Origin of the sequence: Actinophytocola sp. (genome assembly GCF_009379765.1) — a bacterium.
GTDB lineage: Bacteria > Actinomycetota > Actinomycetes > Mycobacteriales > Pseudonocardiaceae > Actinophytocola.
This window is the reverse complement of record NZ_WHTD01000005.1, coordinates 72,777-98,897: the sequence shown is the minus strand read 5'-3', so window position 1 is coordinate 98,897 and position 26,121 is coordinate 72,777. Positions and strand designations below refer to the sequence as shown.

Annotated in this window: 25 protein-coding genes and 2 pseudogenes; 16 read left to right on the top strand and 11 right to left on the bottom strand. The window is 71.6% G+C overall.

Going from position 1 to position 26,121, the window contains the following annotated elements; translation table 11 throughout:
• A partial coding sequence (locus GEV28_RS02715; protein WP_291408197.1) for a DEAD/DEAH box helicase occupies nt 1-2,250 on the bottom strand: 2,250 nt, incomplete at its 3' end.
• A 323-nt stretch (nt 2,251-2,573) separates the two neighbouring features.
• Here GEV28_RS02715 and GEV28_RS02710 point away from each other — a divergent pair.
• Both GEV28_RS02710 and GEV28_RS02705 read left to right on the top strand, forming a co-directional pair.
• On the top strand, nt 2,574-2,861 hold the full coding sequence (locus tag GEV28_RS02710) for a hypothetical protein (RefSeq protein ID WP_291408195.1): 288 nt from the start codon (nt 2,574-2,576) through the stop codon (nt 2,859-2,861).
• Nucleotides 2,858-3,166 (top strand): hypothetical protein, encoded by a 309-nt coding sequence (locus GEV28_RS02705; RefSeq protein ID WP_291408193.1) that lies wholly within the window; start codon nt 2,858-2,860, stop codon nt 3,164-3,166. Before GEV28_RS02710 ends, GEV28_RS02705 begins: the two co-directional genes overlap by 4 nt.
• Before the next feature lie 86 nt (nt 3,167-3,252).
• On the opposite strand, the gene GEV28_RS02700 is transcribed toward GEV28_RS02705, so the two are convergent.
• Both GEV28_RS02700 and GEV28_RS02695 read right to left on the bottom strand, forming a co-directional pair.
• Nucleotides 3,253-3,768: a GNAT family N-acetyltransferase gene (locus GEV28_RS02700; protein WP_291408191.1), complete on the bottom strand. Its 516-nt coding sequence runs from the start codon at nt 3,766-3,768 to the stop codon at nt 3,253-3,255.
• Nucleotides 3,769-3,798: 30 nt separating this feature from the next.
• Nucleotides 3,799-5,001 (bottom strand): MFS transporter, encoded by a 1,203-nt coding sequence (locus GEV28_RS02695; protein ID WP_291408190.1) that lies wholly within the window; start codon nt 4,999-5,001, stop codon nt 3,799-3,801.
• A gap of 43 nt (nt 5,002-5,044) precedes the next feature.
• Here GEV28_RS02695 and GEV28_RS02690 point away from each other — a divergent pair, with 43 nt between their 5' ends.
• The 3 genes from GEV28_RS02690 to GEV28_RS02680 all read left to right on the top strand — a co-directional run bounded on the left by GEV28_RS02690 (nt 5,045) and on the right by GEV28_RS02680 (nt 7,228).
• A complete protein-coding gene (locus tag GEV28_RS02690; RefSeq protein ID WP_291408188.1) occupies nt 5,045-5,545 on the top strand; it encodes an ArsR family transcriptional regulator in 501 nt (166 codons plus the stop codon).
• Nucleotides 5,546-5,611: 66 nt separating this feature from the next.
• On the top strand, nt 5,612-6,418 hold the full coding sequence (locus tag GEV28_RS02685) for an FHA domain-containing protein (RefSeq protein WP_291408186.1): 807 nt from the start codon (nt 5,612-5,614) through the stop codon (nt 6,416-6,418).
• A 12-nt stretch (nt 6,419-6,430) separates the two neighbouring features.
• Entirely contained in the window at nt 6,431-7,228 is a 798-nt protein-coding gene (locus tag GEV28_RS02680) for an FHA domain-containing protein (protein WP_291408184.1), read from the top strand.
• A 7-nt stretch (nt 7,229-7,235) separates the two neighbouring features.
• Here the strand turns inward: GEV28_RS02680 and GEV28_RS02675 are convergent, their stop codons facing one another.
• Nucleotides 7,236-9,590, bottom strand: a complete 2,355-nt coding sequence (locus tag GEV28_RS02675; protein ID WP_291408182.1) for a serine/threonine-protein kinase — start codon at nt 9,588-9,590, stop codon at nt 7,236-7,238.
• 83 nt (nt 9,591-9,673) lie between these two features.
• On the opposite strand from GEV28_RS02675, the gene GEV28_RS02670 reads away from it, so the two are divergent.
• A complete protein-coding gene (locus GEV28_RS02670) occupies nt 9,674-10,126 on the top strand; it encodes a hypothetical protein (protein WP_291408180.1) in 453 nt (150 codons plus the stop codon).
• On the opposite strand, the gene GEV28_RS02665 is transcribed toward GEV28_RS02670, so the two are convergent.
• Nucleotides 10,123-10,557 (bottom strand): anthrone oxygenase family protein, encoded by a 435-nt coding sequence (locus GEV28_RS02665; RefSeq protein ID WP_291408178.1) that lies wholly within the window; start codon nt 10,555-10,557, stop codon nt 10,123-10,125. The genes GEV28_RS02670 and GEV28_RS02665 overlap by 4 nt on opposite strands.
• A 34-nt stretch (nt 10,558-10,591) precedes the next feature.
• Here GEV28_RS02665 and GEV28_RS02660 point away from each other — a divergent pair.
• A pseudogene (locus GEV28_RS02660) lies at nt 10,592-11,134 on the top strand (AraC family transcriptional regulator); the annotation flags it as partial.
• Here the strand turns inward: GEV28_RS02660 and GEV28_RS02655 are convergent.
• Nucleotides 11,131-11,670: a TetR/AcrR family transcriptional regulator gene (locus GEV28_RS02655; RefSeq protein WP_291408176.1), complete on the bottom strand. Its 540-nt coding sequence runs from the start codon at nt 11,668-11,670 to the stop codon at nt 11,131-11,133. The pseudogene GEV28_RS02660 and the gene GEV28_RS02655 overlap by 4 nt on opposite strands.
• A gap of 223 nt (nt 11,671-11,893) precedes the next feature.
• Here GEV28_RS02655 and GEV28_RS02650 point away from each other — a divergent pair, with 223 nt between their 5' ends.
• The 5 genes from GEV28_RS02650 (at nt 11,894) to GEV28_RS02630 (ending at nt 15,578) form a co-directional block, all read left to right on the top strand.
• On the top strand, nt 11,894-12,541 hold the full coding sequence (locus GEV28_RS02650; RefSeq protein ID WP_291408174.1) for a TetR/AcrR family transcriptional regulator: 648 nt from the start codon (nt 11,894-11,896) through the stop codon (nt 12,539-12,541).
• Between the two features lie 78 nt (nt 12,542-12,619).
• Nucleotides 12,620-13,117: a hypothetical protein gene (locus tag GEV28_RS02645; protein ID WP_291408173.1), complete on the top strand. Its 498-nt coding sequence runs from the start codon at nt 12,620-12,622 to the stop codon at nt 13,115-13,117.
• 14 nt (nt 13,118-13,131) lie between these two features.
• Complete coding sequence (locus GEV28_RS02640) at nt 13,132-14,025, top strand: DUF1266 domain-containing protein (protein WP_291408171.1); 894 nt, start codon at nt 13,132-13,134, stop codon at nt 14,023-14,025.
• A gap of 204 nt (nt 14,026-14,229) precedes the next feature.
• Complete coding sequence (locus tag GEV28_RS02635; protein WP_291408169.1) at nt 14,230-15,006, top strand: DUF1266 domain-containing protein; 777 nt, start codon at nt 14,230-14,232, stop codon at nt 15,004-15,006.
• Nucleotides 15,007-15,044: 38 nt separating this feature from the next.
• On the top strand, nt 15,045-15,578 hold the full coding sequence (locus GEV28_RS02630; RefSeq protein WP_291408167.1) for a DUF6328 family protein: 534 nt from the start codon (nt 15,045-15,047) through the stop codon (nt 15,576-15,578).
• Here GEV28_RS02630 and GEV28_RS02625 read toward each other — a convergent pair.
• Nucleotides 15,550-16,287 (bottom strand): hypothetical protein, encoded by a 738-nt coding sequence (locus GEV28_RS02625; RefSeq protein WP_291408165.1) that lies wholly within the window; start codon nt 16,285-16,287, stop codon nt 15,550-15,552. The genes GEV28_RS02630 and GEV28_RS02625 overlap by 29 nt on opposite strands.
• Before the next feature lie 154 nt (nt 16,288-16,441).
• Here GEV28_RS02625 and GEV28_RS02620 point away from each other — a divergent pair, with 154 nt between their 5' ends.
• Genes GEV28_RS02620 through GEV28_RS02610 form a run of 3 tightly spaced genes read left to right on the top strand, consistent with a single transcriptional unit; the run spans nt 16,442 to nt 18,371 of the window.
• Nucleotides 16,442-17,179 (top strand): hypothetical protein, encoded by a 738-nt coding sequence (locus GEV28_RS02620; RefSeq protein WP_291408163.1) that lies wholly within the window; start codon nt 16,442-16,444, stop codon nt 17,177-17,179.
• Nucleotides 17,180-17,209: 30 nt separating this feature from the next.
• The gene (locus GEV28_RS02615) at nt 17,210-17,530 is read left to right on the top strand and encodes a hypothetical protein (protein WP_291408161.1); all 321 of its coding nucleotides are present in this window, start codon (nt 17,210-17,212) and stop codon (nt 17,528-17,530) included.
• Nucleotides 17,531-17,543: 13 nt separating this feature from the next.
• A complete protein-coding gene (locus GEV28_RS02610) occupies nt 17,544-18,371 on the top strand; it encodes a hypothetical protein (RefSeq protein WP_291408159.1) in 828 nt (275 codons plus the stop codon).
• Nucleotides 18,372-18,432: 61 nt separating this feature from the next.
• Here the strand turns inward: GEV28_RS02610 and GEV28_RS02605 are convergent, their stop codons facing one another.
• The gene (locus GEV28_RS02605; RefSeq protein WP_291408156.1) at nt 18,433-18,960 is read right to left on the bottom strand and encodes a hypothetical protein; all 528 of its coding nucleotides are present in this window, start codon (nt 18,958-18,960) and stop codon (nt 18,433-18,435) included.
• A 121-nt stretch (nt 18,961-19,081) separates the two neighbouring features.
• Entirely contained in the window at nt 19,082-19,864 is a 783-nt protein-coding gene (locus tag GEV28_RS02600; RefSeq protein WP_291408154.1) for an isocitrate lyase/phosphoenolpyruvate mutase family protein, read from the bottom strand.
• 102 nt (nt 19,865-19,966) lie between these two features.
• On the opposite strand from GEV28_RS02600, the gene GEV28_RS02595 reads away from it, so the two are divergent.
• On the top strand, nt 19,967-20,443 hold the full coding sequence (locus GEV28_RS02595) for a methylated-DNA--[protein]-cysteine S-methyltransferase (protein WP_291408152.1): 477 nt from the start codon (nt 19,967-19,969) through the stop codon (nt 20,441-20,443).
• 154 nt (nt 20,444-20,597) lie between these two features.
• On the opposite strand, the gene GEV28_RS42100 is transcribed toward GEV28_RS02595, so the two are convergent.
• Together GEV28_RS42100 and GEV28_RS42095 are read right to left on the bottom strand one after the other, a co-directional pair.
• The gene (locus GEV28_RS42100) at nt 20,598-24,707 is read right to left on the bottom strand and encodes an amino acid adenylation domain-containing protein (RefSeq protein ID WP_367115019.1); all 4,110 of its coding nucleotides are present in this window, start codon (nt 24,705-24,707) and stop codon (nt 20,598-20,600) included.
• Nucleotides 24,699-26,120, bottom strand: a pseudogene (locus GEV28_RS42095) (condensation domain-containing protein); the annotation flags it as partial. The pseudogene GEV28_RS42095 and the gene GEV28_RS42100, both read right to left, overlap by 9 nt.
• Nucleotide 26,121 lies beyond the last annotated feature (1 nt).

Sequence of the window (26,121 nt, the reverse complement as noted above, 5' to 3'; positions counted from 1 at the left end):
GCGCAGGACATAGGGGCGGGTGATGGCGCGCAGCCGCTCGGCCGGTTCGGTGAGTCCGTGGCGCTCCACCGGAATCGCGTAGCGGGTGCGGAACAGCTCCGCGGAGCCGAGCATGCCGGGGTTGAGGAAGTCCATGATGGACCACAGCTCGGCCAACCGGTTCTCCACCGGTGTCCCGGTCAGCGCGATGCGGTGCCCGCCACGCAGCCGCCGCACCGCCTTGGCCGACTGCGACAGGCTGTTCTTGATCGCCTGCGCCTCGTCGAGCACGACCCGGTGCCATTCGTGGTCGTCGAGCTCGTCGATGTCGCGGGTCGCGGTGGCGTAGGTGGTGACGATCAGGTCGGTCTGGTCGAGCCGTTCAGCCAGCGCCTCGCCGCGCAGGCGTTCCCGACCATGGTGGGCGTACACCCGCAGGTCGGGAGCGAACTTCGCCGCCTCCCGCTGCCAGTTGCCGACCAGCGACATCGGGCACAGCAGCAGGGTGGGGCCCGCGTCCGGGTGCTCCGCCCGGTGCATGGACTCGACCGCCAGCAGCTGGATCGTCTTGCCCAGTCCCATGTCGTCGGCGAGGCAGGCGCCGAGCCCGAGCGAGGACAGGAACGCCAGCCACGACAGGCCCCGCTGCTGGTAGGGCCGCAGCTCGGCGAGGAACCCGTCCGGTGTCGGCACGGCGCGCAACGACTGGGCGACCGTGCCGCCCAGCAGGTCGCCCAGCCAGCCGTCGGCTCGCACGCCGGTCAGGGGCAGGGGCGTGTCCAGGTCGTCCGGGTGGCTGGCGGCCATGGCGATGATCTCGGCAGCGGTCTTGCGCCCGGTCGGCTTGCGCTTCAGGAACGCCAACCCGCGTTTGAGCTGATCCGGGTCGACCGCGACCCACTGGCCGCGCAGCCGGATGAGCGACGCCTTGGTGTCGGCCAGTGCGGCGATCTCCTCGTCGGTGAGGGTGTCGTCACCGACGGCGAGCTGCCACTGAAAGTCCATCAGCTGGTTCTTGCCGAACCGGCTCTTCTTGGCCACCACGCCGTCGACCGGGGTGTATGCCGACAGCGTGAGGCCCAGCTTGCGACGGTTGTCCCACCAGGAGGGCAGCAGGACCCCGAAGCCGGCCTCGTCCAGCGCGGGAGCCACGGTGGACAGGAAGTGGTAGGCGCCGTCGGCGTCGAGTTCGTGCGCGCAGGGCCGTGCCTGCCGTAGACCGTTGGCCAGGTCGGGGTAGATCCGGCTGGCCTTGCCGAGCTCGGTGAGCAGGAGTTCCTGCGGGCGGGCCAGCCACCGGCTCAGGCTGCCGTCGTCGCGCCAGGCCCGCTCGGCGGGCACCAGCAGGCTCGGATCTTCCATGGACTGCAGGAGGAACTCCAGTTGCCACCGGGGTTCCGGGTCTTCACCGGGCTCCCCCGAGACCTCCCGGACCTCGGTGAGCCGGAACGTCGCCCGCGCCGGTGCCGTCGCGCCGGCGCCAACGTCCTGCCAGGGCCGCAGCGCCCCGGCTAGCTCGTCGAGATCGTCGGCGTCGGCGTCGAACCGGCCGTCCGGAGCCGACAGCGCGGACAGCCACGCCTCGACCGCGGGCAACCGCTTGGGGCGACGGCCCCGTCGCACCGGGGTGAGCTCGATGCCGGTGGGCAGTGTCTCGCGCACCGCCGCGTCCACGAACGCGCGCAGCGCGCCGGTGACCAGCTCGTGCGGATCGTCATGACCTGGTACCGCCCGGCACACCGGTGGCATCGCGGTGACCAGCGTGTGCAGCGCGACGACATCGCGTCCCTGCAGTACCGGCCGCCAGCCGGCGACGGCGCCCACATCGTCTCGCTGGACGGTGGGCAGCACCCGCCCTCGGAGCACCAACTCGCGGGCGAACGCCGCGAGCTCGGCGAGGTAGTCCCACGAGGCGCCGTGCCGGATGTCCTCGGCGCGCTCGGACAGCGCGATGAGCGCCGAGGCCGCGTCGAGCGTGACGACCGGAACCGTCCAGGACAGCAGCGCGGCCGCCGAGCGGGCAGGTGGGCGCGGGACGACCCTGATCAGTTCCGGCGAGTCCAGCGGAGCGGAGCGCAGCGACGGCAGCTGCAGGACCGCCTCACCAGGCTTGCCTTGGTGGATGCCGGCCAGGGTGCCGTCCGGCACAGCGTACGGATGTGGCCGCGCCGAGCGCAGCGCCTGGCTTGGGCTCTTGACCGCACGTTCTGAGTCCTCGGCCCACAGGCACAGGCCGTCGTCCGGGAACCAGAACCCGTGCAGGACCAGCATTCGGTCCTCCGGCGAGAAGGGGATGGGGCGCACCGAGGCTACCGGCTGCCACCGACCGGGCACGCAGGCCACGCCGAGCCGGGTTCACTGGCATTCCGCGCGACACACCAGCCGCGCCAGCGATCGACGACGACATCCCCGCCGAAGGACATCCTGTGCAGCGTCTTCTGGTTGCGCTCGACGACGGCCAGCGCCGCGGCGAAGGTTGCGGCACCACCGTCGTCGCCGATGGTGGGGCGGTCCCACCCTACGCGTGTGGGTATTGCCCACTTACCCACTTCCCACTATTCTGTAGCAGATCGAAGTGGAAGTAAGGAGGAGACATGACGACGTTCGAAGGGTTCGAGCCGGTCGCCGAGGTGACGGCCGACGAGCGAGCGCGCGTGGCCGTGGGCAGGGCAGGAGCGCACAAGGACGATCGTTACGCTGTGTCAGTGAACGCTGACGGCGCGATTCTGCTCACTCCTCTGGCCAGCATCCCGAAACGCGAATTGTTGGTCTGGGAGAACGCCGAACTGCGCGCCTCCTTGTTCCGCGGTCTTGCTGACGTCGCCGCGGGCAACGTAGGACCCCGGAAGCGCGTCAGCGACAAGGATGATGCTGACGAGTGAGTGCTCCACCGTTCGAACTGCTCTTTTCCGATGAGGCGAACAAGGTCCTGGACGACCTCGAAGCGAAGAATCAGTACGCTCCCAAACTGAGGAAAGTCAACAAAGCTCTCGATCTTCTGGAGCAGGCAGGGCCGTCTTATCCCGGATTGCGCTCGCACGCCTATCACTCGGTCCCTGGGCCGGACGGCGCCACGTTGTGGGAGTCCTACGTCGAGAACAAGACTCCTTCAGCGTGGCGCATCTGGTGGATCTACGGTCCCGACGACGGCCAGCTCAGCGTCGTCACGATCGGCCCGCATCCGTAACCGTGGTCCATCGACACGTTGTCAGTGAGATCGCGGTGGCGCCCGACGGCACGCCCGTCGACGTCGTGGACTACGAGCGCGACGAACTACTGGTCAGCGGCCTGGGACAGGTCGCGGCGCCAGTCGTTGCAGCGGATGGGTGTGCCCTTCGGGTACTCGAAGTCGACCTCGCCGAGCAGGGTGAAGCCGGCCTTGCGGCACACGCCGTTGGACGGGCCGTTGACCACCTTGGGGTACGCGTGGGCGTAGCGGTGGCGACCGTTCAGCGCGGCATGGTCGGCCGCCAGCCGGACGGCGGCGCTCGCCAGGCCCCGGCCCTGGTACTCGGACAGCACATGCCAGCCCATCTCGTAGACCTGCCGGCCGTGCCACTCGCGCTCCCAGTAGCCGACGCTGCCGACCCCGGGAGCGTCGGGTAACGCGATTCGGAACATCTGGCCCGCCCCGGTGACCGGCAGCTCGAGGAACCGCGCGTGCCGCGCGACGATGGCGTCGAAGGGCTCCTCGCCGCCCAGGTACACCTTCATCTCCGGGGTGTTGGCGCGCAGCTCCAGCTCGAGGTCGTCGTCGGACCATGGTGCGAGGCGCAGGTCGGGTGCCATGAGAACACCCTGACACGGGGGTCCGACAGGTCACGCCGCCGGGAAGTCGCGCAGCCGGCGCATCGGCGAGAACACCAGCCACAGCGCGGCGAAGCACGCACCCACGCCGGCGACCAGGATCGTCTCCCGCAGGCCGAGCCACGTCGCCAGCCCGCCGCCGAGGATCGCCCCCACCGGCATCACGGCCCACATCGTGAACTCCATCGTCGCGTTCACCCGGCCCAGCAGCTCCGGCGGGCAGACGAGCTGGCGGCAGGTCATCTCCGTGACGCCCAGCAGCACGATGCCGAAGCTCGCGATCGCCGTGCTCGCCACGAACCACACGAGCCCCCAGCCCGGCGTCGTGAACGCGGACACCACGTAACCCGGCCCCAGCGCGACCGCCGCCGCCACCAACGCCCTGGCCTGGCCGAACCGGGCGGTCAGCCGGCCGCTGGCCGCGGCGGACAGCAGCGCCCCGACCAGCCCGATGGTGCCGAGCAGGCCGATCGCCCCGGCCGACAGGCCGATCTCGCGCACCAGGAACACGACGGTCACCGCCGAGTGCGCGGACTGCCACAGCACGAACGTCGCCGTGTTGCCCGCGATCGCCCGCAGCAGCGGCTGCCGGACCACGAACCGCAGCCCCTCGAGGATCTCCCGGCCGAGGTGCCGGTCCGGCCGCTTGGGCGGGCCTGGCTCCCGGTGCCGGATCGACCGGATCCACGCCGCGGACCACAGGAAGCTCAGCGCGTCCGCGGTGAACACCAGCGGCGCGGTGAGGAGCTGCACCAGGAAGCCGCCGCCGCTCGCGCCGGCGAGCGCCGCGACCGACGTGTTGGCCGAGAGCTTCGCGTTGGCGGACACCAGCTGATCGGCCGGCAGCAGGCGCGGCAGGTAGGACTGGTGCGCGATGTCGAACCAGATCGACAGGGAGCCGACCACGAACATCACCACGTACAGGTGGCCCAGCGAGAGCACTCCGACCAGCGCCGCCGCGGGGATCGACAGCAGCACCAGGAACCGGCCGAGGTCGGTGACCAGCAGCACCGGCCGGCAGCGCAACCGGTCCACCCACGCCCCGGCCAGCAACCCGAACAGCAGCGCCCCGAGCGACTCGAACGCGCGCACCAGCGCCACCTCGAACGCCGACGCGTGCAGGGACAGCACGGCGACCAGCGGCGCGGCGAGGAACGTCATCCGGGTCCCCAGCTGGCTTATCGCGTCCGCGAGCCACACCCGACGGAAGTCCACGGTCACACCCTAGCAATCACTAGGGGGTGAGATACTCGGCCTCATGCCCGTCGACCCCGTCCTGCGCGCCCTCGGTCACCCCACCCGGCTGCGCATGCTGTCGATGATGTGGAGCGGCTCGCTGTCCGCCGCCGCCCTCGCCACCGAGCTGGGCATCTCGCACGGCCTCGCCAGCCAGCACCTGCGCACCCTCGACCGCGCGGGCCTGGTCCAGCTCGTCGAGGTCCGGCCCAAGCGCGGCGGCCGGGAACGGCTCTACCGCACGGTGAAGGGCAGTCCGCTGTCCGACCGGCGCGACTCCTCGCCGTTGCTCACCGAGGCGTTGATCGCCAACCTGCGGGTCCGGGTCGCCGACCGGCTGCCGGACTCGGCCGCGGTCGTCACCGACGCCGACCTGTGGCTGACCCCCGAGCAGTGGACCGACGCCCGCAAACGTTTGCACGACCTGATGGCCGAGCTGCACGAGCTCGCCCAGCCGCCGCACACGCCCGGAACGGTGCAGGTCGGTGCCACCCTGCTGGCGTTCGAGATGCGGAGCCGGTAGATCCGGGAGGGGTCCCGGGCGACCGTCGCATACTGAACGCGGTTCGGCCGGGGGCGAGGAGGACATGTGGACACGCTGGCGGCGGAAGGCCAACGCCTCCCGAGGAGTCACGACAGCCTGGCGTTCGGGATACCGCGCTCGGCACCGGGCGCGATCTACGCGCTGTCCATCGGCGGCGGCATCACGGTCGGCCCGAGCGAGGGCCGCACGGTCGTGTTCGGCCGCAACAAACCCGAGGTGCACGTCTGCATCGGCGAGGACGACCGCCGGGTCAGCCGCCAGCACGGCCTGCTGACCCACCGCGGCGGCCAGTGGTGGGTCAGCAACACCGGCAAGCTGCCGATCCGGCTGCCCGGCTCGCAGTGGCTGTTCGCGGCCGAGGAGTCGCTCCCGCTCGCCGAGGGCTACACGCCGCTGTTCGTGCCCGGCACCCGCGGCCGGGAGCACCTGCTGGAGCTGTTCGTCGCCGGCTCGGACGGCCGGCGGCCGGTGACCAAGCACGACGCGCACACCGAGCCGCCGAAGACCTGGCGCCTCCTGGAGGACGAACGGCTCGCGCTGGTGCTGCTCGGGCAGCGGTACCTGTTGCACGAGTCCGACCCGCAGCCGCTCACCCGCCAGCAGGTCGCCGAGCAGTTGATGGAGCTGCGACCCGACGCAGGCTGGACGCACCGCAAGGTCGAGCACCTGCTCAAGGACGTGCGCGAGCGACTGTCCCGCGCGGGGGTTCGCGGCCTCACCAGGGAGGAGGTCGGCGAGCCGGTCGGCAACAAGCTCACCGACAACCTGGTCCGCGAGCTCGTCCTGTCCACCACGCTCGTGCCGCCGGACCTGCGCCTGCTCGACCAGGTCGACCAGGCGCCGCAAGACTGAAAGGGGACCGCCGTGGGCGATGTCTTCGAGTTCCCGCCGCGGAAGCTGCCCGCGCTGACCGGGGGCCTGGCCGCGAAGTCGCCGTCCGGGCCGCCGGGCAGCATCTTCGTCTACGGCTCGGGTGGCGGGTTCGCCGCGCCGCCGCTGGAACGCCTGCAGGTCCGGTTCGGCCGGCACGCCGACGAGGTCGAGGTGTGCGTCGGGTCCGACGACGGGCAGATCAGCCGTCAGCACGGCCGGATCGTGTGCGCGGGCCGGCAGTGGTGGCTGCACAACGACGGCCGCAGGCCGATCCGGCTGCCGAACTCCGCCGACCTGCTGCTCCCCGGCCGGCACATGGTGCTGGCCAAGGGATACAGCCCGCTGTTCATCGACGGCTCGGCCGACCGCCAGCACCTGCTCGAGGTGCGCGTGGTCGGGCTGAGCAAGCAGGTCCCGCTGTCGTCGGCGGACGAGGCCACCTCGGCGCCCCCGGTGTACGAGCTCAGCGAGGTCGAGCGGCTCGTGCTCACCGCGCTCGCGCAGCGCTACCTGCGCCAGGAGCCGCACCCGCAGCCGGTCGCCTGGCAGCAGGTGGCCGACGACCTCAACGCCACGCCCGGCCAGGAGGGCTGGCACTGGCACCGCGCGTCGAACATCGCGGACGCGGTGCGCAAGCGCGTGTCCGCGCAGGGCGTTCGCGGGCTGACCAGGGAGGAGGTCGGTGAGCCAGTGGGCAACAAGCTCAAGGACAACCTGATCCACGAGCTGCTGCAGACCGCCACGCTGCTGCCGCTGGACCTGGCACTGCTCGGCGACCTGGACTTCTAGACCGCTGCTATGTCGGGCCGGCCTCGGTGCGCCACCAGTCGAGGAGGTAGTCGGTGTCGTAGCCCTGGTAGGCGAACGTCGCGATGCGCAACGAGTTGGAGGTCCAGGTCAGGAACAGCTGCCCGGCCGGCTTCGCGCAGCCGAGCCGGCCGGACGCGGCGCCGAGGGTGTAGGGCGCGTCGCCGGTGAAGTCCTTCGGCGCGGTGGTGCAGTCCGGGCCGCTCGTGCCCAGGGCGTCGAAGTAGCGGGCGTTCATCGAAGCGAGGTCGGGGAACTGGTAGTAGTACACGGCGCCCGCGCCGTTGGTCGGTCCGCAGGTCACGGCCGTCACCTCGGTGTCGCCCGCGTTCTCGCGCACCTGGTCGGCCGACGGGCGCATGCAGTTGACCTGGGACGCCCGCGGGATGTGCTCGAGCAGCGCGCGCTCCCGCTCGTCGGGGAACGCCGGGTCGGCGCGCTTGTTGGCCGCCGCGACGATCTTGCCGGACGAGATGCCGAGGCCGCGCCGCCACCATTCCGCGACATCGGCCGGCTCGCTGCCGGTCACCCTGGCCATCACCTGCAACGGCTCGACCGTCCACTCGAGCATCGGCGCGCCCCGTTCACCGGGGTAACAGAGCATCTCGCCCATGTCGACGCTGCGCAGGTCCCAGCGGCGGTTGCCGATGAAGCCCGGCGGGTTGTCGGCGCACAGCACGCCGGACGGCGGGTTGTTGGTGGCCACGTGGCCGTCGTAGGTGCGGCGCAGGCCTTCCTGGTCGCCGAAGCGGTAGTAGGTGACCGAGGTGGCGAGCCGGCTGTTCGCGTCGCACTCGACGGCGGCGGTGAGGTTGCGGAACGAGTCGAGGGTGCCGGCCTCGGCGCGCTGGCAGCGTGGCTTCTCGACGAGGTCGATCAGCGACTGCTCGTCGTCGGTCGGGAACGGCGGGATGCCGACCCACCCGGCCCACGACGCGGTGAGGTCGGCGTCACCGGACTCGGCGGCCTCGGCGCGGGCGACCGTGCGGCGCTCGTCGTCGGTCCACACCAGCGTGCTGGTGCCGCCGCCCGCCCAGCAGACCACCCGCCCGGTCTGGGTGCCGCCGTTGGGATAGCGGTGCTCGGCGCCGGTGGCCCGGGTGCAGTCGCCGGTGCCGCGCGGGATGTTGGCGTCCTGCAGCGCGGCGGCGTAGGCGAGGTCCACCCGCGCCCGGTCGGCGAACAGGCTGAACCGGATCTCCTGGGTGCCGTCCCCGCACCGCAGCACCGAGGTCGCGCCAGGAAGGCCGGAGTCGGTGTCGGCTTCCGCGCAGCTTCCGATCAGCGAGGGTGGGACGCGGCTCAGGTCCGGGCCGCTCGGGTCGTCGTTCGCCGACACCCAGGCCACGATGCCGGCGGCGATCAGCACCAACGCGAGCGCGCCGACCAGCAGCGGGTTCCGGTTGGCGGCGAGCCGGCTCTGCCGGCGCAGTGGCGGCGTCGGACTGGTGTCGGGCTCGCGCGCCGGGTCCACCGGGGGAAGGGTGAGCTCCTGGTGCACCGGGATCGCGGGCCCGGTCAGCAGCGCGTCGAGGGCGTCGGCGAGCTCGGTGCAGGTGGCATAGCGGTCGGCCGCGGTCGCGAGCGTGCGGTTGACGACCCCGTCTGTCTCGGCGGGCAGGTCGGGCCGCTGCGCGCGGATCGGGAGCGGCGGCTTGCCGTGGCGGGCGAGCCAGCGGGCGGCCTCCGTGGGCTGGTCGTCGTAGGGCAGCCGGCCGGTGAGACACCGGTAGACGACCACGCCGAGGGAGTAGATGTCCGCCTGCCGGGTGACCGGCGCCCGCTCCGGTTCGAGGACGTCGGACCGCAGCTCGGGGGCGAGATACCCCTCGGTGCCGACCGTGCGGCCCACCTCGGTGCGGCGCTCGACGTCCAGCTCCGCGGCGATCCCGAAGTCGATCAGGTACGCGTGGTCGGACCCGGCGTGCAGCATGACGTTGCCCGGCTTGACGTCCCGGTGTGCCCAGCCACGCGCGTGCGCGTGGTCCAGCGCCGCGGCGACCTGGCGAATGATCCGCACGGTGCGCGTCAGGTCCAGCCGCACCCGCTCGGCCAGCTCGGCGGCCAGCGTGGTGCCGTCGATGAACGGCATCACCAGGTGCTGCAGGGTCGAGCCGCGCGCGTAGACGCCGACGATGTTCGGGTGGTTGAGCTTGGCCGCGACGGCGAGCTCGCGCCGGAAGCGGGCCGTGTACTCCGGGTCGTTCGCGAGGTCCGGCTTGAGGATCTTGATCGCGACGGGCCGGTTGTCGAACTCGAGGTCCTCGGCCAGGAAGACCACGCTCATGTTGGTCTCGGACAGCTTCTGTGTCAGCCGGTAGCCGGGCACGTCGAACCCGTCCACCCGAGAACCCCCAACAGACTCCGACACCGCGTGCGGACCATGATGCCAGTGGCCCGCACCATCCCTGCCGAAGGAGGGCGCACATGCGCCGTGTGGTGATCATCGTGCTCGGTCTCGGCGCGCTCGCCGGGTGCACCGGGCAGCAGGTCTCGGGCGTGCCGATCGGCTCGACCCTGGCGCCGCCGACCACGACGGCCGTGACGACGACCGAGCCGCCACCCGCCGAGCCGACGTTCCCGAAGGCCGCCGACGGGTCGAACCTGCAGGCCTGCTTCGACGGGACGTGCGAGGTGGACGTGCGGGCGCCGGTGCAGCTCGACATGGACCCGGCGACCGGCGTGAGCCACCTGTCCATCCCGACGATCGGCCCGCAGGGCGTGCACATCGAGGGGCAGACCGCCGGCGGCGGCACGATCACGATCGACCTGTACGCCGACCCGGGTGCCTTCGCGGAGAGTGTGATCAACAACCAGCTGTCGATCAGCACGATGGCCACCGTGGACGGCCGGGCCCTGCTGCGCCTCAGGCCGGTCTAACGGCTCACCAGGGCCCCGACGAGGCAGCCGAAGCCGGCGCTCGACACGACCGCGCGGAGCACGTTCCACCGCACCCACGACGCCTCGAACCGCTCCCGCAGCTCCGCGTACGAGTCCCGGCCGGCCTCCAGTGCGTTGTTCAACGGGATGTTGACGACCCCGGTGATCACGAGCATCGCCACCAGGCACCCGAACGCAGCCACGATCCACCACAGCGTCGGGCCCGAGCGCAGGTGCAGGAGCCCGGCGGCCGCGGCGAGCAGCGGCGCGCCGAGGAACGACAGCATGAACCAGCCGTTGACGATCGCGACGTTGATGCCGCGCATGCCCTCGACGAACGTCTTGTCATCGCCGCGGGCCAGGCCCGGCATCACCGAGCACGCGTAGGCGTAGAACAGCCCGGCGATCAGCCCGGCCGCGATCGTCGCCATCCCAGAACCGTGGTGCTCATCGGCTTCCCCTTCCGAGATCAGCAAGCGGCTGCTCGCCGCCCTCCCGCCGCTGATCGTGCTGCGCGCCGCGGACCGGCCCAGCCCGCTCGTCCCGCTGCTCGCCGCCGAGATGGTCCGGGACGTCCCCGGCCAGGAGGCCGTGCTCGACCGGCTGCTGGACCTGCTGCTGATCAGCGCCCTGCGCACGTGGTTCGCCCGTGCCGAAGCCCCCGCCTGGTACCGCGCGTACGAGGATCCGGTGGTCGGGCAGGCGCTGCGGCTGCTGCAGCACCAACCGGCCGAACCGTGGACGGTGGCCAAGCTGGCCGCGAACATCGGCGTCTCCCGCGCCGCGCTGGCCAGGCGGTTCACCTCGGCCGTCGGCGAGCCCCCGATGACGTACCTGACCAGCTGGCGCCTGGCGCTGGCCGCGGACCTGCTGCGCCAGCACCCCGACCGGACCATCGGCGCGGTCGCTCACGAGGTCGGCTACGGCAGCGCGTTCGCGTTGAGCACGGCGTTCAAGCGCGCGTACGGCGTGAGCCCGCACGCCTACCGGTCCGGCGGGGGACACTAGTCTGCGAGCTTGGCGAGCGTGGTCGCGAGGGCTTGCCGGAAGCCGGGACGGTCCTCGCCGTAGAGGACGTGGTGGGCGAACATCGCGCCGGCCATGATCTCGGCCATCGCGTGGATGTCCGTGTCGCCGGGCAGCTCGCCCCGGGAGACGGCCCGGGCGAAGATCACCGCCGCCACCTCCAGGTCCGGGCGCATCATGTTCTCCCGCAGTGCGGCCATCAGGTCGGGCTCCACCAGGCAGTCCGCCACCATGCCGCTGATCAGCTCGACCGTTCCGGGCTGCTTGAACACGTGGTCCTGGTAGGCCGTCGCCAGCTGGAGGTCGCCGGCCAGGGTTCCGGTGTCGGGCAGTTCCGCGCCGGTGCGGGCGGCCCCGCCGAAGTACGCCTGGTAGACGAGCAGCGGCCGCCGTGGCCAGCGGCGATAGAGCGTCTGCTTGCCCACACCCGCGCGCTTGGCGACCGCCTCCATGCTCAACCCGAGATACCCGTGCTCGGCGAGGAGCGCGCGGGTCGCGTCGAGGATCCGTTCGTCCAACTCGGCGATCCTCGGCCGGCCTCTGGGCGGCGTGTCGTTCGGCACCCCAGAACCTTATGTTACGGTACGAACGTCTCGTAATAATCAATGGTGCGAACAGTGCTCACATTCTGTTCGCGAAGGCCCTTCCACGATTGGCTGGATGTATGTACAGTCAACGTCCGCGAGCGTCGGCGACAGGGGTCAACAGTCGAGACGGCAGCACGAATGATGAGGTAGGCACGTGTCGCCACGATCGGCGCAGGCCAACGAGCAGATGCGCGAACAGTCGCGGGAGCGGATCCTCGCCGCGGCGCTCGAGGTCTTCGCGGAGAAGGGCTTCCACAACGCGACGATCTCCGACATCACCGCCCGCGCCCGGGTCTCCCGCGGGTTGATCACCTACTACTTCCCCGGCAAGCGGCAACTCGCCGAAGAGCTTCTCGGCCGCTATCTGGACGGCCTGATGACGTTGGTCGACGTCACCGGCACGCCCGACGAGCGGCTGGCCACGATGATCGACGGCGTCCTCCGCGCCGCGGCGGGCACGCTGCCCGTGCAGCGGCTGGCGCTCAGCCTCATGACCCACCCGTCGACGCTCCCGCTGTTCGCGGAGGTGGAGCTCACCAAGGACGACCAGCTCACCTTGCTGGAGGAGACCCTGCGCGGGCTGTTCGCGGACCGGGGAGCCGCGGACCCGGCGCTGGAGGAGGTCATGTTCCGCTCGGTCCTGGAAGGCGTGATCTTCAAGGCGAGCGTGTACGGCGACCGCTACCCGCTCGAGCGGGTCCGCGCCCGGCTCCACGCCATGTACGACCTCCCCACCCCGCACACCGCGTTGCTGCACGACGATCCGCCGCCGGTCGGCCGGCTCCGCGCCGCCGACCGCTGACGCACCCGGGGCCTCCGGGCCGGGCGCCCGTGCGGCGCCCCTTTCAGCCACGCCACGAACCGGGAGAAGGACGAAGCGATGGACGCGCACACACTCGCACGCCGGCTGGAGGAGCCGAGCGGGTTCGGCTCGGTCATGAAGGGGATGTTCAAGGACGGCAAGGCGAAGAAGGCCCACGCCGTCTACTCGACCGCCCAGCACAAGGGCGTCCACGAGAACCACGAGCTGCGCTTCGCGACGCACGAGGGGATCGGCTACGCGGTCATGGCGTTCGGCACCACCGGCCCGCTCGACCCACGCACCCGGGAAACCCTTGCCGCGCAAGCGGAACGCATCCCGCTCGGCACGGTCCGCTACGAGTGTGTGGCGTACTCGAGCCTGATGCCGTGGGGCTGGCACCCGCGGTCCTACGACCCGGGCGCGCACTCGATCCAGGCCATCGGCGACCCGTTCCCGGACGTGATCGTCTACGTCGCGGCCACCTCGGACAAGGGCCCGGACCGCCCGCTCGTCGTGCACGCCGTCAAGGACGGCAGGGACTACATCTACCCGGTGCCGGGCGACCGGTTGCGCTGAGAGGGGGTCCCACGGTGATCGACGACCTGCAGGCACAGCTCGGCGGCATGTTCTGGGTGATCGCGATCGGCGCACCGGTCCTGGTCCTCGTGTTGGTCCTGCAGGTCGCCCTGAAGACGCGGCTGAAGACCAAGCAGCTCAAGCAGGTCTTCCGGGCCGGCTCGATCGTGACCGACCGGTCCGCGCCGACCACCGGGCCGCTCGCGTTCGGCCTGGCGTGCGGCGCGCACATGGCGATCAACCAGGGCGTCGCGTGGAACGACCCGGCCGGCGGCGGGTTCACGAAGCTCGAGCTGCGCATGCGGCCGGCCGGCATGTGGGACGTGCACAGCGCTACCGACTGGCAGCGGACGATGGACCGGCTGCTCGCCGAGCGCGGCGAGAAGCCGGCCGACCTCGCGGTGCGGCTGCGCCGGCAGGCGGTCACGGCGACGGGCGTCGTGCCGGACCTCGCCGGCTGGCACCGGATCATCGAGCAGGCCGCGCAGACCGGCCGGATCGGCATGCGCGGCGTCCCGCTCCTCACGCGGGCGGCCGAGCGGATCAGCCGCTACGAGGACCGCTTCCGCGCCGACGGGATCCTCCCGCCGAACGGGGTGGTCGCGAGCCTGCGTGCCTACGACTGGGGCCGCGCGGTCACCATGGCCCGCTGGGGCATGCGAGCCGGGTACTGCGACCGGGTCGCCGCCGAGCGGGGCGTGCTGCGGGCCGGCGACCTGTGCGCCCGGCACTACGGCTCGTGGGCGGAGCTGTCCGCCGGGTTCGGCATGGGCCGGATGCTGTCCTTCGACGACGAGGACTTCCCGGTGCACCACGTCGAGGTCCGGGAGGCGCACCGCAAGCTCCTCGCCGAGGACGCCAGCCCGTGGCGGACGATGCCGTGGCCGGCGCCGGCCCGGGCGGCGTGAGCGAACCATTGACACTGAGCGAGCTTGCGAGCGAACCATTGACACTGAGTGAGCGTGCGAGCGAACCATTGACGCCGACCTGGTTGCTCGCGCAGGACGGCTGGCTCGACGACGTCGCCGAGCGGCGGATCATGATCGCGTTGCTGATCATCGGTCTCGTGCTGGCCGGCTACGTGGTCCACGCGGCCCGAGCGATGTGGAAGCGTGCGGCGGAGCGCCGGGAACGCGACCAGCCGCGGCCGGACCGGGTGCGGTTCTGCGGCGGGTCGCCGGTGCGGTACCCGGCCGCACTCGGGGTCGGCGCGTTCCCGGCGGTCGCCGCGGGCGAGCCGGTGGACCACGTCGGCTACCAGCGGCCGGTGCGGCGGGTGCGCAAGGAGCTCGCGGAGCGGCACGTTCGGCGAGGACGCCGAGCGCGATGCGCGGGCCGCGTTGCCGCGGGCACTGCGCGCCCTGCTCGGTGGCGACGCCGAGAACCCGGGTCGGGGGATGGCGCTGGTGGAGGAGGCGCTGCGACAGCGCACCCGGGTCGGTCCGGAGCTGTGGCACCACGCCCTCGACGAGCTCGCCACCGCGCGCGGCCTGCCCTACGGCGAGCGCGAGGGGTTGCTGGCACTCGCCGCCGACATCGACCGGGCCGAGGACCGGCTGCGCCAGGACGGCATCCTCGGGTTGGACCAGCGCGTTCCGTCCCTGCTGGCCTGCCACTGGGCCGAGGGTGTGCACCTGGTCCGGTGCGGGCTGCGGGCGGGCTGGCTCACGCCGGCGCACGGCACCGAGTACCTGGACAGGGCGGGCGAGCTCGCCCGCAAGTGGTACGGGTCGTGGTTCGCCGTGGTCGCCGCGCAGCTGTTGCCAGCGATGCTGAACGACGACACCGAGGAGATCCACTGGCGGTACCCGGTGGCCCAGCAGCTCCAGCGCGATCCGCGCGGGCTGCTCGCCATGCCGATCCGCGAGGCGCGGCCGGGCCCGAAATGACGGGTTTCGCGGGGGGTGTGTCGAGGTAATCCCGTGGAATGGCCGCTGAGTCCGAGGACCGCGCTGCGCGACAAGAGTCCGAGCACGAACGGTTGACCCGAAACGTCAACGAGCTGCTGCAGGAACTGCGGGTCGCACAGGCCGGGGTGCAGTTCCTGTTCGGCTTCCTGCTCGCGGTCGCGTTCACCGAGCCCTACGTGCGCGCCTCGACGTTCCAGCACGTCGTCCACCTGATCGCGGTGCTGTTCGCGACGACGGCGGTGGCGCTGCTGACCGCGCCGGCCGCGTGGCACCGGATGCTGTTCCGGCAGGGCGAACGACCGATGATCATCGAGGTCGCGAACAGGCTCGCGATCTCCGGCTTGGCGTGCCTCGCGGTGGCGATGACGTTCACCGTGCTGCTGCTCACCGACGCCGTCGTCGGCGCCTGGGCCGCGATCGTGATCGCGGTGTTCGCCGCCGGCCTGTTCGCCACGCTGTGGTTCCTGCTGCCGCTACGCCGCCGGCGCAACGGCAGGAACCGCCCGGCGGCCCCGAGGCCAGCTAGTTCAGGTCCTCGTACCAGTCGCTGATGGCGTCGCGGTCCACGTCCGGGGCGTCCTCGAGGTTGTCGAACAGGCCCGCGCCGTCCTCGGCGTCGGTGTCGTCCTCGTCCTGGCGCGGCTCGTAGTCGCCGGCCGGGTCCTCGTCCGCGGAGTCGTCACTCGGGGCGGTGCTGCCGTCCGTGCCGTCGGTCCCGGTGTCCTCGCCGGTGTCCTCGTCCGAGCCCATGCCCGGCCCGTCCGGGGTGTCCTCGCCAGAGCTCGGGTCGGTGCTGTCGCCGGTGTCGCCACCCGTGTCGTCGTCGCTGCCACCGTCGTCGCTGCCACCATCGTCGCTGCCACCATCGTCGTCGTAGGGCTCGTAGTCGCTGCCGTCGGTGTCCTCCGGGCCCGGTGAGGGCTGGGGTGCCGGCTCGGGGGCCGGCTCCGGCGCCGGCTCGGGCCGCGGCTGCGCGGCGCTCGGGTCGCCCCCGCGACCCTCCTCGTTCCAGGTGCCCATGCCGGTGGGGTCGGCGTACTCGGACTCGGCCACGCCGTCGTCGTCGAGGTCGAGCACGGCGGTGTCGGCCACGCCGTCGCCGTCGGAGTCCCACATGACGTCGTCGACCCGGCCGTCGCCGTCGAAGTCGAGCGCCACGGCGTCGGCCGTGCCGTCGCCGTCCACATCGACGTTGGCCTCGGAGTGATGGACGTTCGGGTCACTCTCACCGGTGCCGAAGCGGTACTCGATGTCGGACATGTCTCCCCCGTTCAGGATGGGCTGCGCTGAGAGTAGATGTGCCGGCCCCGCTTCGGGTTCCAGGGCTTTTGCGTCGGTAAAGGGTGTGGCAACTCGGGAACGAATGTAACGTCCTCCTCGTCGGAGGCACCGTCCAGCGCAGAGGGAGATCAGGATGAGCGTGCCATCGGGGTTCGATGCGCTGCGTCAGTTCGCCGGTGAGGCCGAGCGGATGAGCCGGGTCCTCGACGCGGGGCGGGATCCGGCGGCCAGCTACGAGGGGCACGACGAGAGCGGGACCGTGCACGCGGTGGTCGACGCCGACGGCGTGGTGACCGAGCTCCGGCTCGAGCACGAGTGGTACGGCAAGCTCGACGTCCGGCGGCTCGGCGGGGCCGTCCTCGAGGCGGTCAACGCCGCCGGTGTCGCGCGGGTGTCCGGCTGGGCCGAGAAGGTGGCCGAGGCCGAGGAGTCCGAACCGCCCGCCGAGCCCGTGCCGCGACCCGCGCCCACCGAGCCGTTCGACATCAACCCGTCCCGCGCGATGATCGACCAGCTGCTCACCCTGCTGCACCGGGTGGGCAACGAGACCGCGGCAGAGGCGAAGGCCGCCGCCGCGGCGGCGCGGGTGAAGCGCCGGCCGACCAAGGGCCGCAGCCAAGGCGGCCACGTCATCGTCGCGATGGACGGCACGCAGGCGGTGGAGGTCCGGATCGAGACCGACACCCGCTGGATCGGCACCGCGAACCACCTGGAGATCGCGAGCGAGCTGGAGGACGCGTTCGCCGCCGCGTACCGCGACGTCGCCGAGGCGGCGCCGCGGCGCCGCTCGGACAGCGCGATCGCCGAGCTGCAGGCGCTGACCGCCGACCCGCAGGAGTTCGTCGCGACGCTCTTCGGCATCCGACGCTGACGCACCGACACCACCAGCAGGAGGGACTCCATGGCTCCAACGCCGGAGCAGTACCAGGCCGCGCTGTCGGCGTTGCGCGACGACGCAGACACCTGGGACAAGTGCGCCCAGGACCTCGGCACCATCAAGGGCACCGCCGACGGTCTCACCCTCGACGCCTTCGACTTCTCCTACCTGGCGGACATGCTCGGCATGACCACGCTCTACCAGGAGTTCCAGCACAAGATGGCCCGGCTGCTCGGTGAGGGCGAGACGATGTCGACCGGGGTGGCCGCCGCGCTGCGGGCGTCCGCGCAGACATACCAGGACGAGGAAGACGCCGGCGTCCACCGCATGAACAACATTTGGTGAGGGGAACTGTGCGATGACGGGAATCTTGGGCGAGGTCGAGTTCGAGGAGATCCGGCGCCGGGTCGGCGACGCGATCGAGGGGATCCGCCGGGAGTTCCAGCGGCTGGTGGACAACGCCAACCGGGTGCTGGACTGGCTGCCGGGGTTCATCGTGGACCGGGTCATGGCCGCGCTGCGGACGGTCGGCGAGATCATCGGCAAGGTCATCACCGAGGTCATCAAGTTCCAATCCCAGCCGGGCAGGCCGTGGACGTTGTGGACCACCGGCGGCACGTGGACCGACGCCGTCGGAGCGAAGACCAGCTCCTGGTCGGAGTCGTTCTCCGTCGGCTCGATGCGGACCGACGACGAGTGGTCCGGCAGTGCCGCGGAGGCGTACAAGAACGTGCTTCCGTCGCAGCAGAAGGCACTCGGCGCGGTGAAGGCGGCGTGCGACGAGGTCGACGACCTGCTCGGCAAGCTGGCCATCGCGATCGGGGTGGCGTGGCTCGCGGTGGTGTCCGCGCTCGTCACGTTCGTCATCGAGCTCACCGCGGAGGCGACCGCCGCGGCCGCCACCGGCGGTGCCGGCGCGCCGCCGGCCGCCGCGGCCGCTGGCGGGTCGGCGGTGAAGGTGGCCGCCCTGGTCACCGCGGCGCTCGGCGCGCTCGAGGCGTTCGTCGGGTCCACGCTGCTGCCCTCGATCAAGGACCTGAACCAGCGGGTGCAGAACAACGAGGGCTTTCCGCGCAAGCACGGCTCCGACGAGGCCGGCTGGCCCCAGCTGACGAAGGACATCTCCAACTCGAGCCACCGGCAGAACAAGGGCGCGCATGCCCCGTGGGAGATGACCGACGCCTAGACCCGATCCGGGGTGGGAGGAGAGGTGGTGGTCGCCGGCCGGCGACCACCACCTCTTTCCGTTACGCCGCGACGCGTTCCGGTTCGGTGAGGCGGCGGGTGACCGCGATGGCCGGGTAGGCCGGCGGCAGCGGCCGGCACGGGGTGGGCGGCTCGATCCAGCGCCATGAGCGGTCCAGGGGCACCGGCCGGCCGGCGGGGGTGGTGGTGGCGAGCGGGGTCGTCGGCGCGGGCGGGACCACGACGTGGCCGCCGCGCCGGGCGAGGTCCACGTGGGCCCGGGCCAGCGCGCCGGCGATCCCCGTGCGTAAGTCCTCCGGTGGCCGGGTCAGGAATGTCCACTTGAGACCGTCCGGGTCGGTGAGCACCGGGCCGCACTGGATGGCTCGTCGCAGCTCGCCGCACACCGCGGCGCCCAGCGCGGCCGGCATGGTCATCGCGGCGACCGACGAGCCGATCGCCACGATCAGCACCCGGTTGCCCACCTGCACGGAGACCGGCCAGCCCAGCAGTTCCTCGTATGCCGCGCGGCCGTGGGCCAGCTCGCGGAGCCACCACGGGGCAGGCCGGTTCGTGATCGGAGTAGTCATGATCGTCCCTCAGGAGTTCGACGGTTCGAACGGTTCAGGGGCGCGCCGACCTCCATTTAAAAACCAACCGACGAGTATGTCAATACCGACCGGCCGGTTTTGTTTAGTCGATCTTCGCAGGTCAGGCCAGTAACGCGTTGACCTCTCCGAACGCCAGGTCGGCGGCCTGGGCGTGGTAGGTGCCGCCGGTCAGCATCTCCTCGGCGCATCGCGTGGCAAGCGAGTACGCGGCGAGAGCGATGCTCGAGCCGGCGCTGACCCTGGCCACGCCGAGCCCGGCCAGCTCGGCCACGGGTGGGCTTCCGGGGCCGACCAGTACGTTGAGCGGCGCCGGTATCTGGGAGACCAGTGCCGCGATGATCTCCGGATCAGCGACGCCGGGCACGAACACGCCGTCGGCCCCGGCATCGAGGTACGCGCGAGCGCGGGCCACCGTCTCGGCCAGGCGGCCGGCCTCCTCGCCGACGCCGAACAGGTAGGTGTCGATGCGCGCGTTGACGAACAGCGCCGCCGCCGCCCGTGCGGCCGCGATGCGCTCGGTCTGCTCGGCGAGGTCGCGCAGGCCGGGGTATACGCCGTCCTCGATGTTGACGCCGGCGGCACCCGCGTCGGCCACCGCGCGGACGGTGTCGCCGACCTCGGCCGCGGTGGCGCCGAAGCCGGACTCGATGTCGGCGGTGACCGGCACTCGGGCGCCCGCCACGACGCGGGCCACGAGGTCGACGGCCCGGTCGCGGGTCAGCTGGTCGCCGTCCGGGGCGCCGAGGCTCCAGGCGACGCCGGCACTCGTGGTGGCGACGGCCTTGGCGCCGGCCCGTTCGATGAGGCGGGCGCTGGCGACGTCCCAGGCGTTGGGGAGGACCAGGACGGAGCCGGTGTGCAGTGCGCGAAACTCGTCAATCATGGGCGCTACTCCAGCACGGCCCACCGACAGAAACGAGCGGCACCGACGGCCACGGCGGATTTCCGCCAGCCGGACATCGGGGAGAGGGGCACCGTGGACGGCATGGTTCACGCGGTGATGGACAGTCCGATCGGGTCGATCACCCTGGTCGGCGCGGACGGCGAGCTGTCCGGTCTGTACATGGAGCGGCAGCGGTACGCCCCGGAGTCCTACGGCGAGCGGGACGACGGCGCGTTCCCCGACGCGGTCGAGCAGCTCACCGAGTACTTCGCCGGCACCCGCACGGAGTTCGACCTGAGGCTGGCACCGAAGGGGACGCCGTTCCAGCAGCAGGTGTGGGCCGCGCTGCGCGAGGTCCGCTACGGCGAGACGACGACCTACGGCGAGCTGGCCGCGACCATCGGCCGACCCACCGCGTCCCGGGCGGTCGGCCACGCCAACGGCCACAACCCGATCAGCATCGTCGTCCCGTGCCACCGGGTCATCGGAACGACGGGCAGCCTCACGGGCTACGGCGGCGGCCTCCCGCGCAAGCGCTTCCTCCTCGCGCTGGAGGCCGGCACCCCGGCGCTGCTCTGACCCGGCGACTTGTCCACAACCGGCCGAGCTGTCCACAGGAAGCCCGAGCCGGCCCAGAATGTCGGTGCCCGTCGATAGACTGGAAGCACGGGGTGCCCCCGGAGAGGGTGGGGGCTGCCGTCGTACGCGTGTATGTGCGCGTGTGCGCGCGAGGTCAGGCGGCTGCGGCCACTTTCGGCTTCTCGGCGGTCTTGGCGGCCAGTCGGCGTTCCCGCTCCTGGGCGCCGATCAGGTCGTCCGGCAGCGAGTCCTCGACCTCGGTGTCGAAGTCGCGCAGCAGCTTGATCGAGAACCCGCCGATCGTGATCACGACCAGCATCAGGCCGAACACCACGTACCCCAGCCCGATCCCGCGGCCGTCGCCCGTCCCGATCAGCGCGCCGACGGTGCCGGCGAGCGCGCCGTCCGGGGCCATCATCGGCTCGAACAGCGCCGTCGCGCCCGGCGCGAGCAGGGCGAAGCCGATCGGCAGCGTCGACCAGGTGATCGTCTGGTTCAGCGCGAACACCCGGCCGTGGTAGCGCTGCGGCACCTTCACCTGCACCAGCGTGGCGTAGATGCCCTGCGCGGTGGTCATCGAGCCGGCCATGAAGAACATCCCGCAGAACACCACGACCACCGACGCGCTCAGGCCGATCACCAGGCAGCCGACCGCGGTGCCGAGGTTGAAGACCAGCACCCCGATCATCCGGCGCTTGCGTGGTCCGCCCCAGACCGACATCAGGATGCCGCCCGTGATCGCGCCGGCCGCCTCCGCCAGGGCCACCTGGGCGACCTCGGTGGTCGTCGCGAACGACAGCACCAGCGGGGTCACCAGCACGAGCGCCGGGGCCAGGAAGACGTTGCCCAGCGCGAAGTACGCCAGCATCGTCCGGAACCCCTTGTGGTTCCACGAGTACCGCAGGCCGCCCGCGATCGCGACCATCAGCGGCTCGCGCGGCCGCCAGCCCATGAGGTTCGGGAACCGCACGAACGTCAGCGCGACGATGGCGAACACGTAGCTCGTCACGTCGATCAGCAGGATGCCCTTCAGGTCGATCGCCGCGTACAGACCCGCCGCCAGCACCGGCATCAGCAGCTGCGCCGTGCCGGTGGACAGCTGCACGATGCCCATCGCGTGGCCGAGGAACTTCTTCGGCACGAGCTGGGGCACCGCCGACTGGAACGCGATGCGCTGGAAGGAGCCGCCCACTTGGGACAGTGACACGAGCACGTAGATGTGCCACAGCACGAGGCTGTCGGTGAACAGCAGCGCCGCGAGTCCCAACTGGATGGAGCCGGACAGGCAGCTCGCCAGCGTCATCACCTTGCGCCGGTCGGCCCGGTCGACGATCGCGCCGGCCACCGGCAGCGTCAGCACACCGAAGATCAGCGCCAACGCCCACAGCAGGCCGAGGTCGGTCACCGATCCGGTTCTGGTGAACAGCCAGATCGGCAGCGCGAACGACGTCAGCAGCGACCCGGTCGTCGACACCAGCTGGCCGAACGTCACCGCCACGAACCGGGTCATGCTCGGCTTGACCGCCGGCTCCGCGGTTCCCGCACCGGTGTCGATCCGGCGCCAGGACCGCAGGTCCCACGACGCGTCCTCGCCGCGTGCCGCGCGCCCCAACGGTGCCGGGTCAGCGCGCTCGATCGCGGGGTGCACCGACGTGACGATCTCCGCGAGCTCGTCGGCCCGGTACTTCAGGAAGAAGTGGCCGGCCTGGTCGAGCACCACCAGCCCCAGCGTGTCGGACAGGAACCGCCACTCCGCGTACCGCTCGGTGTAGTAGTCGGTGACCGGGTCCTCGGAGCCGACCACCGACACGATCGGCGCGCGCAGCTTGGCCGCGTTCCGGTCCAGCAGGCCGGTGAAGTAGTCCTCGGACGCCCGCGAGTCGGCGCGCATGTTGGAGATGATCCGGTCGGACTGCTCCGGATCCAGCTCGTCGGTGTCCACACCCATCGACTTGAGCCACGACGCGTAGTGCCGGTTGCTCTTCAGCTTCTCGAGCTTGGTCCGCAGCGTGGCGAACGCGCCCTTCGGCCGGGCGAACGGGAACATCGCGCCGATGTAGACGACCTCCAGCTCGCGTCCGGCGGCTTCCAGCTTGCGCGCCACCTCCGCGATGATCGCCGAGCCGACACCGCAGTGGCCGTACAGCGCGAGCTTGCCCTCGATCCGCTCCAGCACCTCGTCGGCGAGCCGGCTGGTCAGCTCGTCGAAGGGCAGCGCCTGCTCCTCCAGCCCGACGTCGTGACCGGGGATCGCGACCGAGTAGAGCGCGTAGCCGTCGGGCAGCGCGTCGGCCAGCGGCTGGTAGACGATCGCGCTGCCGCCGCCGTAGGGCACGCACACGTAGGTGAGGTCGTGCTCGCCGCGGGTCTTCGTCAGCTCGTACAGCAGCCCGCGCGGGCCGTCGTCGACCACGTCACCGTCCATGAAGGACGCCAGATCGCGGATCGTGCGGTGGGTGAACAGGTCCATCACGCCGACCGCGCGGGTTCCCGTCGAGTCCTTGCGGATCCGGGCCACCACCTGGGTGGCCAGCATCGAGTGCCCGCCGAGGTCGAAGAAGTCGTCGTCGATGCCGAGCGTGGCGACGCCCAGGATCTCCGACCAGATCGCGGCGAGCAGCCGTTCCACATCGGTCCGCGGCTCGACCAGCTCCGCGCTCGCGTCGCGGGTCAGCACCGGTGCTGGCAACGCCTTGCGGTCGAGCTTCCCGTTGGGGGTCAACGGAAGCGCGTCGAGCTCCACGAACGCGGCGGGCACCATGTACTCGGGCAGCGTGTCCTTGAGCGCGGCCTTGCCCGCGGCCACGTCCGCGGTGCCGACGAGATAGGCGACCAGGCGCTTGTCGCCGGGGTTGTCCTCGCGGACGATCACTGCGGCCTCGGCCACGCCGTCCTGGTCGCGCAGCGCCGACTCGATCTCACCCAGCTCGATCCGCAGGCCGCGCAGCTTGACCTGGTGGTCGATCCGGCCGAGGAAGTCGATCATCCCGACCGAAGATCCGCTTGCGGGGTCGAGCGTTGGCGGAGTGCGCCAGCGGGCCAGGTCGCCGGTGCGGTACAGGCGCGCGCCCGGGACCGCGGCGAACGGGTCGGGCACGAAACGGTCCGCGGTCAGGGCCGGTCGTCGGAGGTAGCCGCGGGCCAGGCCGACGCCGCCGATGAGCAGCTCGCCGGCGACGCCGACCGGCACCGGGTTCCCGGCCGGGTCCACGATGTACAAACGCAGGTTCGCGATCGGGGCGCCGATCGGGACGCTCGTGACCGTCGCCAGCTCCGCCGGTTCGCAGGGCCACGAGCTGACGTCGATCGCCGCCTCCGTCGGCCCGTAGAGGTTGTGCAGCTCGCAGTTCGGGAACCGGGTGGTGAACTCGACCGCGGCCGCGTGCGGCAGCTCCTCGCCCGAGCAGATCACCCGGCGCAGGCCGGTGGCCGCCTCGATGCCCTCCTCGCCGAGGAACACCGTCAGCATCGACGGCACGAAGTGCGCGGTGGTGATCTTCTCGGCGACGAGCAGGTCACGAAGGTACCCGGCGTCCTTGTGCCCGCCCGGCTTCGCGAGCACCAGCCGCGCGCCGGTCTGCAGCGGCCAGAAGAACTCCCACACCGACACGTCGAAGCTCGCCGGGGTCTTCTGCAGCACCGAGTCGTCCGCGCCGAGCCGGTAGCGCTTCTGCATCCAGTCCAGCCGGTTCACGATGCCGCGGTGCGTGTTCGGCACGCCCTTCGGCCGCCCGGTCGAGCCGGAGGTGTAGATGACGTACGCGAGGTGGTCGGCCGTGGTCGGCGGCGGGTTGTGGATCGGCTGCCCGGCCCACTCGTCCTCGTGGTCGAGCACCAGCACGGTCGCGTCGGTGGCCGGCAGGTCGTCCTGCAGATGGCTCTGCACCAGCACCACCGGCGCGGCCGCGTCGGACACCATGAACGCCAGCCGGTCCGCGGGGTACTCCGGGTCGAGCGGCAGGTACGCGCCGCCCGCCTTCAGCACGCCCAGCAGGCCCGCGACCAGCTCCAGCGAGCGCTCGGCGCACACGCCGACCACCGTCTCCGGACCGACGCCGATGCTCCGGAGCTTGTGCGCGATCCGGTTGGCCATGGCGTTGAGCTGCGCGTAGTTCAGGCTCTGGCCCTCGAAGGTCACCGCGGTCGCGTCCGGCTTGCGGGCGACCTGCTCCTCGACGATCCCGTGCAGCGTCGCGGCGTTCGGGAAGTCGGCGGCCGTGTCGTTCCAGGTGTCGACGACCAGTGCGGCCTCGGCCCGGTCCATGATGTCCAGCTCGGACACCCGGGTGTCCGGTTCGGCGGCGATCGACGCGAGCAGCGCGCCGAACCGGTCCGCCATCCGGTCCACAGTGGACCGGTGGAACAGGTCGGTGTTGTAGACGAGCTTGCCCCACAGGCCGTCCGGGATCTCGACGAGGTGCAGCTCGAAGTCGAACCGGGTGGCCCGCAGCTCCATCGGCGTCCACCGGAACGACACGTCGCCGTCGGCCGCCGCGTCGCCGAACCGGCCCATCTCGTAGTTCTGCAGCACGAACATCGCCTGGAACACCGGCGAGCGGGACACGTCGCGGACCAGTCCCAGCTCCTGCACGACCTTCGCGAACGGCACGTCGGCGTGCTCGAACCCGTCCAGGACGCTGCGCCGGGTCGCCTCGAGCAGCTCGGCGAACGTCGGGTCGGCGGAGAGGTCCGCACGCAGCGGCAGCATGTTGATGAACATGCCGATGACGTCTTCCAGCTCCGGCGCGGACCGGCCGGCCACCGACGCGCCGACCGCGAAGTCGTCCTGCCGGGAGTGCCGGGCGAGGAACACCTGGTACGCCGCGAGCAGCGTCATGAACAGCGTGCCGCCGCAACGCCGGGACAGCGCACCCAGCGCGTCCGTCGTGGCCCGGTCGACGGTCAGCTCGACGTAGTCGCCGTGGTAGGTCTGGGTCGCCGGCCGCGCCAGGTCGGTCGGCAGCTACAGCGGCTCGATGCCGGCCAGCCGCTCCTTCCAGTACGCCACATGGCCTTCGGCCTCCGGGCCACCGAGACGCTGTGCCTCCCAGACCGCGAAGTCGCCGTACTGGATCGGCAGCGCCGGCAGCGACCCGTCGCGGTACAGCGTGATCACGTCCCGCAACATGACGTCGACCGACCAGCCGTCGCCGACGATGTGGTGCTTGGACAGCAGCAGCACGTGATCATCGTCCGCGACGGCCACGAGCAGCGCGCGCAGCAGCGGTCCGGTGGCCAGGTCGAACGGCTCGACCGCGGCCTCGTCGACCAGCCGCTGCGCGGCCGCATCGTCCGGCGCGGACACGATCCGCAGCGGCACCTCGACGTGCTCCTCGACGACCACCGACGGCGTGCCGTCGGCGTCGGCGGGGAACCGGGTGCGCAGCGACTCGTGCCGCGCGACCAGCCCGGCCAGCGCCGCCCGCAGCGCCGCCAGGTCCAGCGCACCACGGATCCGCAGCGGCACCGCGATGTGGTACGCGGCTTCGCCGGGGGCGAGCTGGTCCATGAACCAGACCCGTTCCTGGGCGTAGGACAGCGGTGCCGGGGAGCCTTGCGGGCGGGGCCGGATGCCGTGCCGGGCCGGGGTGTCCGCGTCCTCGTTCGTGCGGAGCTTGCGGGCCAGCAGGGCAGCTCGGGCCGCGCGCCGGTCGGCGGCTTCTGGCGGAGCGGTCATC

What these genes read in the sequence shown, in the direction of transcription:
- GEV28_RS02700 (WP_291408191.1), bottom strand. Translation starts at nt 3,768, where the DNA reads ATGGCACCCGACCTGCGCCTCGCACCATGGTCCGACGACGACCTCGAG.
- GEV28_RS02665 (WP_291408178.1), bottom strand. Translation starts at nt 10,557, where the DNA reads ATGGCGACGATCGCGGCCGGGCTGATCGCCGGGCTGTTCTACGCCTAC.
- GEV28_RS02620 (WP_291408163.1), top strand. Translation starts at nt 16,442, where the DNA reads ATGAGCGTGCCATCGGGGTTCGATGCGCTGCGTCAGTTCGCCGGTGAG.
- GEV28_RS42100 (WP_367115019.1), bottom strand. Translation starts at nt 24,707, where the DNA reads ATGGACCGGGCCGAGGCCGCACTGGTCGTCGACACCTGGAACGACACG.
- GEV28_RS02710 (WP_291408195.1), top strand. Translation starts at nt 2,574, where the DNA reads ATGACGACGTTCGAAGGGTTCGAGCCGGTCGCCGAGGTGACGGCCGAC.
- GEV28_RS02605 (WP_291408156.1), bottom strand. Translation starts at nt 18,960, where the DNA reads ATGACTACTCCGATCACGAACCGGCCTGCCCCGTGGTGGCTCCGCGAG.
- GEV28_RS02645 (WP_291408173.1), top strand. Translation starts at nt 12,620, where the DNA reads ATGGACGCGCACACACTCGCACGCCGGCTGGAGGAGCCGAGCGGGTTC.
- GEV28_RS02670 (WP_291408180.1), top strand. Translation starts at nt 9,674, where the DNA reads ATGCGCCGTGTGGTGATCATCGTGCTCGGTCTCGGCGCGCTCGCCGGG.
- GEV28_RS02600 (WP_291408154.1), bottom strand. Translation starts at nt 19,864, where the DNA reads ATGATTGACGAGTTTCGCGCACTGCACACCGGCTCCGTCCTGGTCCTC.
- GEV28_RS02610 (WP_291408159.1), top strand. Translation starts at nt 17,544, where the DNA reads ATGACGGGAATCTTGGGCGAGGTCGAGTTCGAGGAGATCCGGCGCCGG.
- GEV28_RS02615 (WP_291408161.1), top strand. Translation starts at nt 17,210, where the DNA reads ATGGCTCCAACGCCGGAGCAGTACCAGGCCGCGCTGTCGGCGTTGCGC.
- GEV28_RS02625 (WP_291408165.1), bottom strand. Translation starts at nt 16,287, where the DNA reads ATGTCCGACATCGAGTACCGCTTCGGCACCGGTGAGAGTGACCCGAAC.
- GEV28_RS02595 (WP_291408152.1), top strand. Translation starts at nt 19,967, where the DNA reads ATGGTTCACGCGGTGATGGACAGTCCGATCGGGTCGATCACCCTGGTC.
- GEV28_RS02690 (WP_291408188.1), top strand. Translation starts at nt 5,045, where the DNA reads ATGCCCGTCGACCCCGTCCTGCGCGCCCTCGGTCACCCCACCCGGCTG.
- GEV28_RS02630 (WP_291408167.1), top strand. Translation starts at nt 15,045, where the DNA reads ATGGCCGCTGAGTCCGAGGACCGCGCTGCGCGACAAGAGTCCGAGCAC.